At 56.3% G+C, this 15,115-nt stretch carries 13 protein-coding genes and 2 pseudogenes; 9 read left to right on the top strand and 6 right to left on the bottom strand.

Annotated features, from left to right (window positions below; translation table 11 throughout):
- Positions 1-4 precede the first annotated feature (4 nt).
- A complete protein-coding gene (eat, locus tag RTN40_RS05310; protein WP_312227647.1) occupies positions 5-1,384 on the bottom strand; it encodes an ethanolamine permease in 1,380 nt (459 codons plus the stop codon).
- Positions 1,385-1,544: 160 nt separating this feature from the next.
- Positions 1,545-3,257, bottom strand: a pseudogene (locus tag RTN40_RS05305) (lysophospholipid acyltransferase family protein).
- Positions 3,258-3,452: 195 nt separating this feature from the next.
- Here RTN40_RS05305 and RTN40_RS05300 point away from each other — a divergent pair.
- Together RTN40_RS05300 and RTN40_RS05295 are read left to right on the top strand one after the other, a co-directional pair.
- The gene (locus RTN40_RS05300) at positions 3,453-3,980 is read left to right on the top strand and encodes a DUF2778 domain-containing protein (protein ID WP_312227646.1); all 528 of its coding nucleotides are present in this window, start codon (positions 3,453-3,455) and stop codon (positions 3,978-3,980) included.
- 264 nt (positions 3,981-4,244) lie between these two features.
- Positions 4,245-4,730, top strand: a pseudogene (locus RTN40_RS05295) (Hcp family type VI secretion system effector); the annotation flags it as partial.
- Positions 4,731-4,783: 53 nt separating this feature from the next.
- On the opposite strand, the gene hemB reads toward RTN40_RS05295, so the two are convergent.
- A complete protein-coding gene (gene hemB / locus RTN40_RS05290; protein WP_312227537.1) occupies positions 4,784-5,758 on the bottom strand; it encodes a porphobilinogen synthase in 975 nt (324 codons plus the stop codon).
- A 101-nt stretch (positions 5,759-5,859) separates the two neighbouring features.
- Positions 5,860-7,017, bottom strand: a complete 1,158-nt coding sequence (ampH, locus tag RTN40_RS05285; protein WP_312227536.1) for a D-alanyl-D-alanine-carboxypeptidase/endopeptidase AmpH — start codon at positions 7,015-7,017, stop codon at positions 5,860-5,862.
- A 247-nt stretch (positions 7,018-7,264) separates the two neighbouring features.
- Here ampH and sbmA point away from each other — a divergent pair, with 247 nt between their 5' ends.
- Both sbmA and RTN40_RS05275 read left to right on the top strand, forming a co-directional pair.
- Positions 7,265-8,485: a peptide antibiotic transporter SbmA gene (sbmA, locus tag RTN40_RS05280; protein ID WP_312227535.1), complete on the top strand. Its 1,221-nt coding sequence runs from the start codon at positions 7,265-7,267 to the stop codon at positions 8,483-8,485.
- 14 nt (positions 8,486-8,499) lie between these two features.
- Positions 8,500-9,588: a DUF1615 domain-containing protein gene (locus tag RTN40_RS05275; RefSeq protein ID WP_312227534.1), complete on the top strand. Its 1,089-nt coding sequence runs from the start codon at positions 8,500-8,502 to the stop codon at positions 9,586-9,588.
- 18 nt (positions 9,589-9,606) lie between these two features.
- Here RTN40_RS05275 and RTN40_RS05270 read toward each other — a convergent pair whose 3' ends face one another.
- Positions 9,607-9,906 (bottom strand): DUF2755 family protein, encoded by a 300-nt coding sequence (locus RTN40_RS05270; protein WP_312211110.1) that lies wholly within the window; start codon positions 9,904-9,906, stop codon positions 9,607-9,609.
- Between the two features lie 255 nt (positions 9,907-10,161).
- Here RTN40_RS05270 and RTN40_RS05265 point away from each other — a divergent pair, with 255 nt between their 5' ends.
- Positions 10,162-10,383 carry a DUF2754 domain-containing protein gene (locus tag RTN40_RS05265; RefSeq protein WP_268108935.1) on the top strand — a complete coding sequence of 74 codons (222 nt, stop codon included), beginning with the start codon at positions 10,162-10,164 and terminating at the stop codon, positions 10,381-10,383.
- On the opposite strand, the gene ddlA is transcribed toward RTN40_RS05265, so the two are convergent.
- Positions 10,380-11,477: a D-alanine--D-alanine ligase gene (gene ddlA / locus RTN40_RS05260; RefSeq protein ID WP_312227533.1), complete on the bottom strand. Its 1,098-nt coding sequence runs from the start codon at positions 11,475-11,477 to the stop codon at positions 10,380-10,382. The two genes, RTN40_RS05265 and ddlA, sit on opposite strands and share 4 nt — an antisense overlap.
- A 105-nt stretch (positions 11,478-11,582) precedes the next feature.
- On the opposite strand from ddlA, the gene RTN40_RS05255 reads away from it, so the two are divergent.
- The 4 genes from RTN40_RS05255 (at position 11,583) to adrA (ending at position 15,113) form a co-directional block, all read left to right on the top strand.
- Positions 11,583-12,266: an extensin family protein gene (locus tag RTN40_RS05255; RefSeq protein ID WP_312227532.1), complete on the top strand. Its 684-nt coding sequence runs from the start codon at positions 11,583-11,585 to the stop codon at positions 12,264-12,266.
- A gap of 73 nt (positions 12,267-12,339) precedes the next feature.
- Positions 12,340-13,560 (top strand): multidrug efflux MFS transporter, encoded by a 1,221-nt coding sequence (locus RTN40_RS05250; protein WP_312227645.1) that lies wholly within the window; start codon positions 12,340-12,342, stop codon positions 13,558-13,560.
- Positions 13,561-13,637: 77 nt separating this feature from the next.
- Complete coding sequence (gene iraP, locus RTN40_RS05245; protein ID WP_312227531.1) at positions 13,638-13,901, top strand: anti-adapter protein IraP; 264 nt, start codon at positions 13,638-13,640, stop codon at positions 13,899-13,901.
- Between the two features lie 96 nt (positions 13,902-13,997).
- On the top strand, positions 13,998-15,113 hold the full coding sequence (adrA, locus tag RTN40_RS05240) for a diguanylate cyclase AdrA (protein ID WP_312227644.1): 1,116 nt from the start codon (positions 13,998-14,000) through the stop codon (positions 15,111-15,113).
- The last annotated feature ends 2 nt before the right edge of the window (positions 15,114-15,115 follow it).

The raw sequence follows: 15,115 nt of genomic DNA, 5'->3' as shown, positions 1-15,115 counted from the left end.
CTCCTCAAGAGAGGGCGCGCAGCTGTGGATCCAGCCCGGCGCGCTCGCGGGCCGTGGCCGTGCTGCGGAACCACAGGTAACCAGCCAGCATCATCGCCGCAAAAATCAGCGCCAGCAGCGGATTGAACCAGACCATCGCTACCAGGCAGAGCACCGCCATGCCGAGGGCAAACGCCGGTGCATAGGGAAATAGCGGTGCTTTAAAGGGGCGGATTAAGTTCGGCTCGCTGCGGCGCAGTTTGAACAGCGCGGCCATCGAGGTGATATACATAACAATAGCGCCGAACACCGACATCGTCACGATGCAGGCGGTGAGCGGCATACCGCTGATGGTAATTACCGAGTCCGAGAAGATAGCCGCGATGCCCACCACGCCTCCTGCCAGAATCGCCAGGTGCGGCGTACGGGTCTTATGGTTCAATGTCGCCAGGCTGGCTGGCAGATAGCCCGCTCGTGCCAGGGCGTAGATCTGCCGTGAGTAGCCCATGATGATGCCGTGGAATGACGCTACAAGGCCAAACAGCCCCAGCCAGACCAGCATATGCAGCCAGCCGCTGTTGTTACCGACAATGACCTTCATCGCCTGCGGCAGCGGATCGTTGATGTTGGCGAGGTTACGCCAGTCGCCGACGCCGCCGGCAAAGATCATCACCCCAACCGCCAGCACGGTAAGGGTCAGAATACCGCCGCCCAGCGCGCGTGGAATGGTGCGCTGGGGATCCTTCGCCTCCTCGGCTGCCATCGACGCGCCCTCAATGGCGAGGAAAAACCAGATAGCAAACGGAATGGCGGCAAACATGCCGGAGAGGGCGAGGCCGCTAAAGCTCTCTGCGCCTGCCCAGCCGTTAGCGGTGAAGTTATCCCATGAGAAGCCCGGCGCGACCACGCCCATAAACACCAGCAGCTCGAAAATCGCCAGCAGGGTGACGATCAGCTCGAAGGTGGCCGCAATGCCGACGCCGAGAATGTTCAGCGTCATAAAGATGACGTACGCGGCGCAGGCGATCCATTTTGCATCCAGCGCCGGAAACTGCACGTTCAGGTAGGCTCCAATGGCCATCGCAATCGCCGGTGGGGCAAAGACAAACTCGATCAGGGTGGCAAACCCGGCAATAAACCCGCCGGTTGGCCCAAAGGCGCGATAGGCGTAGGCAAAGGGACCGCCGGCGTGGGGAATGGCGGTCGTCAGCTCGGTAAAGCTAAAGATAAAGGCGCAGTACATCGCCGCAATGGCCAGCGCCACGACAAGAAAGCCCATCGTGCCCGCCTGCGACCAGCCGTAGCTCCAGCCAAAATACTCGCCGGAGATCACCAAGCCAACGGCAATCCCCCAGAGACGGAAGCTGCCGAGCGTTCTTTTCAGAGTAGTTGTTTGTGTCGTCATCATTTGCTGCCTCGCCGTTACACAGTTAACCGGGAGCCTGCAAAGGCGGTGCCAAAAATTAACCTTAGTTATTTCAATGATATGAAAAGATCACGCTAAAAGCAGTGCACCGAAACGCACGGGGCGATGGTGCAGCCTGCCCCGGCGCGGTGAAAAAGAACTAGTTCGCTTTCGTCAGATGCGCACCGATATAGCGCGCATAGCGCTGGCTTTTTAGATGGGTGAGATCCACCAGCACCAGGCCGTCCACGCAGTGGTTGAAGTCCGGATCGCTACCAAAGTCGATAAACTGGACGCCGCCCGGCGTGCACAGCTCTGAATACTGCTTGTAGAGCGGGGGAATGCCGCAGCCCAGGTTGCCGAGCAGCGACTTCAGGCGGGTAAGATCCTCGGTGTAATCGTCGCCGGTAAACTGGGCCAGCACCTCTGGGAGCGAGGCTGGCCAGGGGCGACGGGAGACGGCCAGCGGATGGATCGGCGGGAACCAAAGGCGGTAGAAGGCCACCAGCAGATCCCGCGCCGCCGGAGGCAGGCCACCAGAGATCGACACCGGGCCGAAGAGATAGCGGTACTGGGGGTAGCGCGCCAGGTAGGCACCAATGCCTGACCAGAGATAGTCCAGCCCGCGACGGCCCCAGTAGCGTGGCTGAATAAAGCTGCGTCCCAGCTCAATGCCCTGCTGTAAAATGTCGTCCATTTTATCGTCATAGTGAAACAGGCTGTAGCTATACAGCCCGCCCAGTCCCTGCTGCGCGACCTGCCGTGCCGTGGGCATAAAACGGTACGCGCCGACGATCTCCAGATCGGCCTCATCCCACAGGATCAGATGCAGATAGTCATCGTCATAGCGGTCGATGTCGCGCCGCTGCCCGCTGCCTTCCCCCACGGCGCGAAAGGCGATCTCCCGCAGACGACCCAGCTCGCGCAGCACCGGTACATCCTCCTCGCCGTTGCGCTGCCAGAGATAGATGGTCTTGCCGTCGGGAGTCTGACCCAGACATTCTGCCTGCGCCAGAGCGCGCTTGAGGACTAGCCGCGCTTCCGGGCGGGCAATGGCGCATTCGGTTTTAAACAGCTCCGGCAGACCTTTGCCCAGGCGGATAACATGCTGGCGGCACCGCTCTGCCGTCTCGCGGGCGCTGATGTGCGGGTTATGCAGACTTTCCCACGGGATACGCTGGCCAAGGGTGATCGGTAGTATGCTGCCCTGGCGACGGAACATCTGCTGCATCAGGAGCAGCATCGGCAGGGTAGGTGAGATCAGCGTGCTGACGTAGAAGAGCGGGCTGTTATGGGCGCGGATGAACACCGGCAGCAGCGGGGTGCGAAATTTCGCCGCCAGCTTCATAAAGCCGCTGTGCTAGGGACTGTCGCCAATGCCGTGGCGAGTCAGGCGCGACACCTCGCCCGCAGGAAAAAAGATCAGCACGCCGCCCTGCTGGAGCTGTGTTTCCATTTGCAGCAGCGAGGATTTGCGCGTGCGCCCACCGAGGTTATCGACGGGAATAAACAGCGAGCTAAGCGGCTCCAGGTGACTCAGCATCCGGTTGGTCACCACTTTAACATCCCGTCGCACGCGGGAGATGGCATGGAGCAGGGCGAGGCCATCCAGGGTGCCGGTAGGATGGTTGGCGACAACAATTAATGGGCCATGCTCGGGGATCTGCTCAAGGTCGTGGGCGGAGAGAGTGCTGCGGATGTGAAGATGCTCAAGGATCTGCTCGACCATATCCAGCCCCTTCAGGTGGCGATGGCGAGCGGCGAACTGTTGAAATTCCTCTTCGTAAAGCAGACGTTTCAGCAGGTTGCGTTGCCAGGGGGCGGGTTTGGCCTGTGGCCAAAGGTCATCAAGAACGCTGTCGAGACTAAACATGGTAGTTCCTCCATCCGTCTTAGGCAGACAGTAGAAGGGCGAGATGGCGTTTCTGTGACAGGGAGGTGAATTTTCGAGAAGCAGCTGCTGTAAATGCAGTTAATTTTTCTTATCTATCAGCACTTATTGTCTCTTTTTCTTTCTGAAATTGGTTTAAAAATAGTTAAACATAACAATAAAAGGAGTGTGGTTATCATGGCGCTTCACGGAAAGTTTGTATTGAACAATGCAGATTACTCACCCTTCACCCTCTACGGTGTTGGTACATTTTTGGCTTTTTCTGGAAATGGAATTTACCGTAATAGAGGTGCTTGTAGTAGCGTTCTCAAAAATGGTCCATTACCCACTGGCAGATATTGGATTGTGGAACGTGGTTCAGGCGGTTTTTTTTCAGGGTTTAAAGCTGATGCGCAAGATACATGGAACCGGGTTTGGAACGGTGCGACGTTCGGGCGTGATGAATGGTTTGCACTTTATAGAGATGAGTGGGGTATAGATGATGGTACATGGATAAACAACGTTCATCGTGGCCTTTTCAGGCTTCATCCCGGTCATATTTCAGAAGGATGTATAACTATTCCTCATAACTCTGATTACGCTCTAATTAGAAATGCATTAATGCGAACCCAGCCTATTCAAGTTCCCTGTATGAAAACGCTGAAGGCTCGCGGCTTTGTAGAGGTGCTAGCAAATGGAAACAATAATAGTTGCTCGCCTTCTTAAAACCTGGGCGCGCAGATTACTAAAAACGGCTTTTTTTATATTAGTTTCAATAGCTGTTGCTCGTTTGTTAGGTAATCCAGAAATTTGGATTAGCTATGATTTTGCAGAGAAAATTGCAAATTATATTTATGCGGACGTGAACGCAGAAACAATATATGACACCTATTTTTATATATCATTCCTAACCGTTATTTTTATCACCATTACAATTTATATTTTAGTTAACAACTTGTTCAAGTTTATAAGGAGTCATTAAATGCCAATCCCCCCTATCTATGGCTTAAGGATGATGGTGGCGCAGACATAAAAGGATCTGTAGACGTTCAAGACCGAGAGGGCAGTATAGAGCTTATCGGGTTTAGCCACGGTATTAATCTTCCTGTGGATAGTGCTAATGGTAAAGTTACTGGAACACGTTCACATTCGCCAATCATGTTTGAGAAAGAATTTGATAGTTCCAGCCCATACTTATATAAAGCTGTTGCCACTGGCCAGACATTAAAAAGCGCTGAGATTCGCTTTTATCATATTAATGACGCTGGTCAGGAAGTGTGTTATTTTATCATTTTAATGGAAAATGTCAAAATAACGGGTGTTAATCCAGGTGTGCCTAATACCAAATTAGCTGGAAACTTGCAATTAAACCATATGGAAGCAGTTTCTATGATGTATGACAAAATAACCTGGAAGTACGTAGACGGGAATGTTCAGTATACTGATGCATGGATAGAGAGGATGACAGCCTCATAATACTCTTGAATATGTTATTGCCCGGCACGTAAAGCGCTACCGGGCATAACGGTTTAACGCAGGAGTTTCCGTTCGGCCAGATCCAGCGCAAAGTAGCTGAAGATCAGATCCGCACCGGCGCGTTTGATCGCACCCAGGCTCTCGAGGATCACTTTATCCTCGTCGATAGCCCCGGCCTGAGCCGCAAACTTGATCATCGCATACTCACCGCTGACCTGATATGCGCCGAGCGGCAGCTCGGTGCGCTCACGGATGTCGCGCAGGATGTCGAGGTACGCGCCTGCCGGCTTAACCATCAGGCAGTCAGCGCCCTGCGCTTCGTCGAGCAGCGACTCGCGGATTGCCTCCCGGCGGTTCAGCGGGTTCATCTGGTAGGTTTTACGATCGCCCTTCAGCGCGGTTCCCGCCGCTTCACGGAACGGGCCGTAGAAGGAGGAGGCGAACTTGGTGGAGTAGGACATGATCGCCGTATCGGTAAAGCCTGCCGCGTCCAGCGCCTGGCGAATTGCCTGCACCTGGCCATCCATAGCGGCGGACGGGGCGATGAAATCGGCGCCGGCGGCAGCGGCCACTACCGCCTGCTTACCAAGGTTGATCAGGGTTGCGTCGTTATCAACGCCGTGATCGCACAGCACGCCGCAGTGGCCGTGGGAGGTGTACTCGCAGAAGCAGGTATCGGACATGACCACCATCTCCGGCACCGCGTCTTTACAGATCCGCGACATACGCGCCACGAGGCCATCTTCACGCCAGGCATCGCTGCCGGTAGCATCGGTATGGTGTGAAATACCAAACGTCATGACCGAGCGAATGCCCGCATTGGCGAAGCGCTCAATCTCACGCGCCAGATACTTCTCTGGAATGCGCACCACGCCCGGCATGGCGTCGATAGCTTTATAGTCGTCCAGCTCTTCTTCAACAAAGATGGGCAGCACAAAATCATTGAGGCTCAGCGTTGTCTCTTCAAACATGGCGCGCAGCGCGGCAGATTTGCGCAGGCGGCGCGGGCGGGAAATTAAATCGGTCATGGTATGCCTGAGGTTGGTGAAACAGGCGGCTAGTATAGCCCAATCAGCTGCGGGATGTTTCGCCAAAACAGGCGTTAACTCACCCCGCAGCGTATAGCGGATCAGGAGGCGGGAATAAGCTGCGGCCTGTTGCCGCTCAGCTCGCTCACCAGGTCGTTAACCCCATCGCTCATGTTTTTAAAGCGGGTCAGGGGAGAGCGGGTCACCACCACGAAAACGCCGACGTTGCTCTTCGGGATCATCGCCATATAGGTGATAAACCCGCCGCCGCCCCCGGTTTTCTGAATAATCCCCGGGCGACCCTCCTTCGGCGACATATAGACCCAGCCCAGTCCCAGCGCGTCGGCTTTACCCGGCACATCCATGCCTACCACGCGAGTCAGCTGGCTGCGCTGGTAGATAAGGGTCTGCATCCGGTCGGCCTGATTACTGCGGGCGTAGAAGTCCGAGGAGAGGAACTGCTGCATCCAGCGCATCATATCTCCCGGCGTAGAGTAGACCCCACCGCTGCCGATGGCCGCCAGGGTGTTATCGCAGGGGCTGGCGCCTTTCTCCGCCACCATCAGACGACGACACTGGTCCGGCGAGGGGGTAAAGGTGGTGTCCTTCATTCCCAGTGGGCGGGCAATCTGCTCGTCAAAGAGTTGGGCGTAGGGCTTACCGGCGGCATTGGCCAGCGCATCCGCCAGCAGGTCGAACGCCAGATTTGAGTAGGAGGCCTGCGAGCCGGGAGCGGTCTTCAGCGTCGCGGTCGAGAGCCAGTTCCAGCGCTGCTGGCGGGTTGGCCAGGTGAAGACCGAGCGGTGCGCCGCGCCACCGGGCTGCTCGCGAGGCAGGGCGCTGGTGTGGGTCGCCAGGTTTACCAGCGTAATGGGCGATCCCTGCCAGCCCGGTACCCGTGCACCAGCAGGGGCGTATTTACTGAGGGGATCGTTGAGCTTTACCACGCCCTGATCGAGCAGCTTCACCAACATTTCGCTGGTCATCAGCTTAGAGATGGAGGCGATGCGGATCAGCGAGTCGAGCTGGGGACGCACGTTGTTGCCCGGACGCGTTTCCCCGAAGCTGCGGAACACGCGCTGGTTGCCGTCTATCACCACCATTGCCATGCCGGTCGCGCCGCTGCCGTAGAAAATATGGTTGGCGTAGCGATCGACAACGTCGGACGCAAATTCCGGATCGGGGGAGGTCTGTGCCGCATTTGCTGATGAAAAGGTCAGGGCGCACAACAGAGTGGATAAGAGCAGGCAACGTTTCAACGACAGCATCCATCAAAAAAGTTAAAGAGATAGAGCGTATTTATACTACTTACCGGCGCGATGCAAAGCCCGAAAAAGCGCTTTATTTTGCCGTCAAGCGTAACGCCGGGTAAACAGACGCTTTTTTCCTGCAACACAATGTCTTCTTTTGACATGAAGCGCTTGTGGTAATCTCACTGGCTTCGGTATTTTCATACCCATAGCGAATCAACAACACAATAAGAGTGAGCTGTCGCAGGAGAATTTCATGTTTAAATCTTTTTTTCCCAAGCCGGGGCCGTTTTTGCTCTCGGCGATCCTGTGGTCGCTGATAGCCGTCATCTTCTGGCAGGCGGGCGGCGGGGAGTGGTTAACCCGTATTTTGGGTGCCTCTAAAGAGACCCCAATAGGCGCGTCACGCTTCTGGTCTGGCAGCTACCTGATCTTTTACGCTTATTACGCCCTGTGCGTTGGCGCGTTTGCCCTGTTCTGGTTTACTTACGCTCCGCACCGCTGGCAGCGCTGGTCGATACTCGGCACCGCGCTGATTATCTTTGTTACCTGGTTTATGGTCGAGGTGAGCGTGGCGATCAACGCCTGGTACGCGCCGTTTTACGATCTGATCCAGCGCGCCCTTAGTGCCCCGCATAAGGTAGCCATCGGCCAGTTTTACCGTGAAACAGGGGTATTCCTCGGTATCGCGATGATTGCGGTGCTGGTGGCGGTATTGAATAACTTTTTCGTCAGCCACTACGTCTTCCGCTGGCGTACGGCGATGAACGAATACTATATGGCCAACTGGCACCGCCTGCGCCATATTGAGGGCGCGGCCCAGCGTGTACAGGAGGACACGATGCGATTCTCCTCGACGCTGGAGGATATGGGCGTCAGCCTGCTCAATGCGGTCATGAAGCTGATCGCGTTTCTGCCCATCCTCGTTGCCCTGTCGCCGCACGTTTCCGAGCTGCCGATTGTCGGCCACGTTCCCTACGGGCTGGTGATCGCCGCCATCCTCTGGTCGCTAGTGGGTACCGGCCTGCTGGCGGTGGTAGGGATCAAGCTGCCAGGGCTGGAGTTTAAAAATCAGCGCGTCGAAGCAGCCTATCGTAAAGAGCTGGTCTACGGTGAAGACGATCCTGAGCGTGCTTCGCCGCCCACCGTGCGCGAGCTGTTTAGCGCGGTGCGGCGGAACTATTTTCGTCTCTATTTCCACTACATGTACTTCAACATTGCGCGCATCTTCTATCTGCAAATCGACAACGTTTTCGGCCTGTTCCTGCTGTTTCCGTCGATGGTTGCCGGTACGATTACGCTTGGCCTGATGACCCAGATCACCAACGTTTTCGACCAGGTACGTAGCTCGTTCCAGTACCTGATCAACTCCTGGACCACGCTGGTGGAACTGATGTCTATCTATAAGCGTTTACGTACCTTTGAGCGTGAACTTGACGGCGAGGATGTGGTACAGGCGACCACCTCACTCGGCTAATGACCGGAGCGGCTATGCAAGCATCACGCAGTTTAACCCTGCTGGCGGGACTGATCCTCGTCGGCTGTAGCACCTCGCGCCCGCCGGCGCTTAAAGAGGGCGAGAAGGCGATCGATGTGGCGAAGCTGGTACGGCAGAAGATCCCCGCCAGCGTAAAGGATCGTGACGCCTGGGCGGAGGATCTTGCCACGACCTTCAAGAGCCAGTCTCTTCCGCCGACGCGGGAGAACGTCTGCTCAGTGCTGGCGGTAGCGCAGCAGGAGTCTAACTATCAGGCCGATCCTGCCGTGCCGGGGCTAAACAAAATCGCCTGGCAGGAGATAGAGAAGCGCGCCGGGCGGCTGCACATTCCCGCTTTTGTGGTGCGTACCGCGCTAAAGGTGCCTTCACCTAACGGCAAAAGCTATGCCGAGCGGCTTGATAGCGTTAAAACCGAGAAGCAGCTTAGCGCAATCTTCGACGACCTGATCAACATTGTTCCGCTGGGACAGACGCTGTTTGGCTCCCTCAACCCGGTACACACCGGCGGGCCGATGCAGGTCAGCATCGCCTTTGCCGAGCAGCATACGCGAGGCTATCCGTGGAAGATGGAAGGCACCGTGCGTCAGGAGGTCTTCTCCCGTCGCGGTGGTCTCTGGTTCGGGACTTACCATCTGCTTAACTATCCGGCCAGCTACAGCGAGCCGCTCTACCGCTTTGCCGACTTCAACGCCGGCTGGTACGCCAGCCGCAATGCTGCCTTCCAGAGCGCAGTCAGCAAGGCCAGCGGCGTGAAGCTGGCGCTGGACGGGGATGTGATCCTCTATGGTAGTCGCGAGGCGGGCAGCACCGAGCGGGCGGTACGCAAGCTGGGGCCAAAGCTGGGACTCAGCGACGCCGAGATCCGTGACCAGCTGGAGCGGGGCGATCGTCAGGATTTTGAGCAAACCGAACTCTATAAAGGGGTTTATCGACTGGCGGAGAAGAACAGCGGGAAGACGCTACCAAAAGCGCTGCTGCCGGGTATTCAACTTGAAAGCCCGAAGATCACCCGCAACCTGACAACTGCCTGGTTTGCGAAGCGCGTGGATGATCGTCGGGCGCGCTGTATGCAAGCGAATTAATTTACTTACGGCGTCACGTTAATAGTGACGCCAGCGCAGCAGCAGGGCGATAACGCCAAGCAGGGCGCTGCCAATGAGAAAAGGAACCAGACCAAAGATCGTGCCCACGCCGAGTCCCATATCGATGCGTGGCCGATTGCTCTCCTGCATCTGCATAAAATTCTCAAACACACCCGGGGCGTGGATCAGCGCATTCAGCAGCTGCGCACCTGCCCAGAAGCAGAGCAACACGAAGACCGCATACGCGATATTGCCTGGCGTGGAGGCGTCTCGTCTCTTCTCGTTGGCAAAGGGCTTCGACATCATAAATTCTGCCATAGTGACCTCCGATACGCGTTATTGAGCTGGCAATGCACCAGTAATTCAGAGTGATTTTGACAGGTCATAACGATTGTCAATATCAGATTGGTGACAATTTACGCATTATTATTAGACTGGTTTAAGGTTTTACATCTCCAGTCACAAAATCATGACTTTTGTTGCGTTTTATTAACGTTTTCGGATTTTCCGCATGCGCCACAGACTCGCTGTCGGTAATATGCCAGGATGCTGTTTTTCTCTGCCGGAGCTGCTATGAAACTGCCTGCCAAAATTCGCCGTGACTGGCACTATTACGCCTTTGCTATTGGGCTGATCTTTATCCTTAACGGCGTGGTCGGGCTGCTGGGGTTTGAGGCGAAGGGCTGGCAAACTTATGCGGTGGGCCTGGTGACCTGGGTTATTAGCTTCTGGCTGGCGGGATTGATTATTCGCCGCCGTCCCGAGGAGGAGACTGCGGCGGAATCGCAGGATTAAGCCATCGAATTTTTCAGGGCGCTGTCAGCCTGATGGCGCTCTACAGCCAGCTCGATCAGGCGGCTAATCAGATCGGTATAGCCCAGGCCACTGGCCTGCCACAGCTTGGGATACATGCTGATATTGGTAAAGCCGGGCAGGGTATTAATTTCGTTAATGATAATGTCGTTATCATCCGTCAGGAAGACATCAACTCGCGCCATGCCCGCGCAGCCCAGCGTCTCGTAGGCGGTCACGGCGGTCTGGCGGATGGCCTCGTTCACCGCCGGATCGATCGCCGCTGGGATCACCACCCGTGCGCCGTTGTCGTCGATGTATTTGGTGTCGTAAGCGTAGAACTCGCTGTTGAGCACAATCTCGCCGCAGGTGCTAGCCTGCGGGTTATCGTTCCCCAGCACGGCACACTCGATCTCCCGCCCTTTAATGCCGGTCTCCACCACTACCTTATGGTCGAATGCAAAGGCGAGATCGACTGCGGTATAGTATTGCGCCTCGCTGGTTACCTTGCTGACGCCTACCGACGAACCCTGGTTGGCCGGTTTGACAAACAGCGGCAGCCCAAGCTGCGCCTGCACGTCGGCAAAGGAGTGTCGCTGACGGTTAGCGCGAGTGAGGGTGATAAAAGGGGCGACCTTTAGCCCGGCGTCGCGCAGCAGGCGCTTGGTGACGTCTTTATCCATGCAGGCTGCCGAGCCGAGTACGCCGGAACCGACGAACGGCAGATTCGCCATCCGCAACATCCCCTGCAGGGAGCCATCTTCCCCCAGCGTGCCGTGAACGATAGGAAAGATGACATCTACCGCTGGCAGAGCCGCGCCACTCTCGGCATTAATAAGCTGCGCCGTCTCTCTGCCTGGAATATGCGCGACGCTAATCGCGGAGGGATTAAGCGCGATACGTGCCGGATCGCTGGCGTTCTGTAAATAGTTAGTTGCGTCGTTGATGTGCCACTGACCCTGCTTATCGATTCCCAGCAGCACCACATCGAAGCGGCTTTTATCAATAGCATCGACAATGTTTTTTGCCGACTGGAGCGACACCTCATGCTCTGCCGATTTCCCACCAAAGACGATCCCTACCCGCATTTTTGCCATCACCGCATCCACTCTTATTGCTCGAAAAAAGATACCTTACCACGTCAAAACGCGTGATTCGCGGCCTTCTGCCATAATGTTTTTAGGTGATTAAAGGGGGAGCGCGTGAGAGGGACAGGAGCGATCGTTTTTTTGCTTATCGTGGGGGCAGGGGTGGTAGGCTATCGCCACCTGCCTTCGTACTACAATCCGTTTGTGCCGCTGCGTCTCGACGATCCGCCAGGTCGCATCACCCAGTTTAAGCTTAAGCGGCTTACGCCCGAGCAGTGCGACGCTCTGCTCGTGGAGGCCAATCAAAAGAAGCTGATTGCTTCCCAGCCGGTTGCCGACAGCACCGGCACCTGTCCGCTGACCAACACCGTACGGGTCCGGGACTTTGGTTCGGTAAAGTTGAGCAGCAGCTTTCTCGCCTCTTGCCCGCTGGCGCTCAGCTCGGCGCTCTTCGTACAGCAGCAGGCCCGACCGCTGACCGAGCGCTACATGTCCACTAAGCTGGTGCGCATCGATCATCTTGGCAGCTACGCCTGCCGCAACATTTATCATCGCGCCAACGCCCGGCTGAGCGAGCACGCTACCGCAGAGGCGCTGGATATCAGCGGCTTTCGCCTGGCGAACGGGCAGCAGGTGACGGTGCTGCGCGGCTGGAAGCAGGACAAAACCCAGCCCTGGCTGCGGGCGATGCTCAGCGCAAGCTGTGGCTATTACGGTAACGGCTTAGGCCCGGACTATAACGCCGCCCATGCCAACCACTTTCACCTTGGGATGCGCGGGTATGGATTATGCCGTTAAGTGCCGCTAAGCATAATCCGCAGTTATGCTATGCTGGAGCCTGCTGTTAAAACCTGAATAATTGCAGATGCTTATGGAATCCTGGAAGGTTAATCTTATTTCGGTATGGTTTGGTTGCTTCTTTACCGGCCTTGCGATCAGCCAGATTTTACCGTTCTTGCCGCTCTATATTGCCGAGATGGGGGTGACCTCGCACGAGGCGCTGTCAATCTGGTCCGGACTGACTTTTAGCGTGACCTTTCTCGTGTCGGCCATCGTCTCACCGATGTGGGGAAGCCTTGCCGACCGTAAAGGGCGCAAGCTAATGCTGCTCCGCGCCTCGCTGGGAATGGCCATTGCCATTCTGCTGCAGGCCTTTGCCACCAACGTCTGGCAACTGCTTTTTCTGCGGGCGATAATGGGTTTAACCTCTGGCTACATTCCCAACGCCATGGCGCTGGTGGCCTCGCAGGTGCCACGCGAGCGCAGTGGCTGGGCGCTGAGCACGCTCTCCACGGCGCAGATCAGCGGTGTCATCGGCGGTCCGCTGCTGGGGGGCTTTCTTGCCGATCACGTCGGCCTGCGGGCGGTATTTTTCATCACCGCCACGCTGCTGATAGTCAGCTTTCTGGTAACCCTGTTCCTGATTAAAGAGGGCGGTCGGCCTAAAGTCAGCAAGGAACAGCGTCTGAGCGGCAAAGCGGTATTTGCCAGCCTGCCCTATCCGAAGCTTATCTTTAGCCTGTTTGTGACGACCATGGTGATCCAGCTCTGTAACGGCTCAGTGGGGCCGATCCTGGCGCTGTTCGTCCAGTCGCTGGCGCCGGACAGCGGCAATATTGCCTTTCTGAGCGGTATGATTGCCGCCGTACCCGGCGTCTCGGCGCTGATGTCGGCTCCGCGCCTGGGCAAGCTTGGAGACCGGATAGGCACGGCGCGGATCCTGATGGCGACGCTAATCTGCGCGGTAGCGCTCTTTTTTGCTATGTCATTCGTGACCACGCCGCTCCAGCTCGGTATCTTACGCTTCATGTTGGGATTTGCCGACGGAGCGATGCTGCCTGCGGTGCAGACGCTGCTGCTTAAATACGCCAGCGACCAGGTGACCGGCCGTATCTTTGGCTACAACCAGTCGTTTATGTATCTGGGCAACGTCGCCGGACCGCTGATGGGAGCAAGCATCTCTGCAATGGCCGGTTTCCGCTGGGTGTTTATTGCCACCGCCGTGGTGGTACTGATCAATATCTGGCAGCTGGCAATTGTACTCAGACAGACCCGCCGTACTGAGCTGGCGCTGCGCAAAAATAACGGCTAAAAATGTTATTTTTGTTAAATGTGCCATGATAAATTTGGCTGAAAACCTTAAAAAATTGTGTATGAGGATAGTACGCGATGAAAAACCTGATTGCAGAGCTGCTGGTTAAGCTAGCGGAAAAGGAAGAAGAGTCTAAAGAGCTGGTGGCACAGGTGGAGGCGCTGGAGATTGTCGTCACGGCTCTGCTGCGTCATATGGCACAACCGGAGCAGCAGGCAGTGATCCAAAGCATCGAAGGGGCGCTGGAGGCGGCCAGTCCGGACTCTCAGGTGCCTCGTCAGGATACCGAGCTGTTGCAGCAGTATCTTAATAAACTCCTGCACCATCCGCGTTCACGATAAGCTTAGCCCTATCGGGTGAGTGTGATCTTCCTCTCACCCGAAATATCATACTTTCTCCCCGCCGCACCTCTCTATAATTTTGGGAAATGTTTCAGAATATTCCCAATAATGATGAATGATAACAATCTTTATTCTAAAACCGCAGTTAACAAGGAGTGGGTTGATACCCCCAATCAGGACCAGCATTTCCTGTCTGGCCAGCTTTTTGCGCGGCGGCTTCGATTACCGCGTATTTTCGGCCTTGGATGCCTTTTCTTCCCCTTAGGCGGTGCCATGACCTCCCAGCCTGTGGCCGGAGGCTGGTGGCTGTTTCTCTTGAGCTGGTCGTTTGTCTGGCCGCATCTCGCCTGGCAGCTGGCGAACCGCTCAAGCGATCCTCATGCTGCCGAGATTAATAACCTCAAGATCGATGCTATCCTGGCGGGGATCTGGATCGGCGTGATGGGCATGAATATCATGCCGTCGGCGGTGCTGGTGATGATGATCAGCCTGATGCTGATGGGCATGGGCGGGCCGCGGCTGTTCGGCATTGGCATTGTTTTGCTGCTGGGAGCGAGCCTGGTGATGCTCCAGCTTACTGGCACGGCGATAAGCTTTACCAGCGCGCCGTTGGAGTGGTGGCTCTGCCTGCCTTTTATCCTGCTTTACCCGCCGCTCTTTGCCTGGGTTAGCTTTCGCACGTTTACCCGGCTTGCGAGGCAGAAACAGCGTCTGCGGATCATGAGTACCCGCGACGGCATGACCGGCGTTTATAACCGGCGGCACTGGGAAATATTGCTGCGCAATGAGTTTGAAAGCTGCCGACGCAACCAGCGGATGGCAACGCTGCTGCTTATTGATGTCGATTATTTTAAAACGATCAACGATACCTATGGCCATGACGTAGGGGATGAGGCAATCATCGCTATTAGCCGCCATCTGCAACTCACCCTGCGCGGGAGCGATATCATTGGCCGCTTTGGCGGGGATGAGTTTGCCGTGATCATGAGCGGCACGCCGGTGGACAGCGCCATTGCAGCAATGAGCCGGGTCCACGATACCCTGGCAGAGATCCGCCTGCCCTGCGCGCCGCATCTGACGCTACAAATCAGCGTCGGCCTCGCGCCCCTCACGCCGGGGATTGAGCACTACCGCGAGTGGCTCAAGGCCGCTGACATGGCGCTCTATAAGGCGAAGAAGGGCGGCCGCAACCGCACGGAGGTGGCCGCCTGAGG

Origin of the sequence: Pseudescherichia sp., from assembly GCF_031987975.1 — a bacterium.
Taxonomy (GTDB): Bacteria; Pseudomonadota; Gammaproteobacteria; order Enterobacterales; family Enterobacteriaceae; genus Pseudescherichia.
The sequence above is the reverse complement of the archived record's forward strand: the minus strand, read 5'-3'. Positions and strand labels throughout refer to the sequence as shown.

Excerpts from the sequence above, each read along its gene's own strand:
- eat (WP_312227647.1), bottom strand. The coding sequence starts at position 1,384 with ATGACGACACAAACAACTACTCTGAAAAGAACGCTCGGCAGCTTCCGT.
- RTN40_RS05300 (WP_312227646.1), top strand. The coding sequence starts at position 3,453 with ATGGCGCTTCACGGAAAGTTTGTATTGAACAATGCAGATTACTCACCC.
- hemB (WP_312227537.1), bottom strand. The coding sequence starts at position 5,758 with ATGACCGATTTAATTTCCCGCCCGCGCCGCCTGCGCAAATCTGCCGCG.
- sbmA (WP_312227535.1), top strand. The coding sequence starts at position 7,265 with ATGTTTAAATCTTTTTTTCCCAAGCCGGGGCCGTTTTTGCTCTCGGCG.
- RTN40_RS05275 (WP_312227534.1), top strand. The coding sequence starts at position 8,500 with ATGCAAGCATCACGCAGTTTAACCCTGCTGGCGGGACTGATCCTCGTC.
- RTN40_RS05270 (WP_312211110.1), bottom strand. The coding sequence starts at position 9,906 with ATGGCAGAATTTATGATGTCGAAGCCCTTTGCCAACGAGAAGAGACGA.
- RTN40_RS05265 (WP_268108935.1), top strand. The coding sequence starts at position 10,162 with ATGAAACTGCCTGCCAAAATTCGCCGTGACTGGCACTATTACGCCTTT.
- ddlA (WP_312227533.1), bottom strand. The coding sequence starts at position 11,477 with ATGGCAAAAATGCGGGTAGGGATCGTCTTTGGTGGGAAATCGGCAGAG.
- RTN40_RS05250 (WP_312227645.1), top strand. The coding sequence starts at position 12,340 with ATGGAATCCTGGAAGGTTAATCTTATTTCGGTATGGTTTGGTTGCTTC.
- iraP (WP_312227531.1), top strand. The coding sequence starts at position 13,638 with ATGAAAAACCTGATTGCAGAGCTGCTGGTTAAGCTAGCGGAAAAGGAA.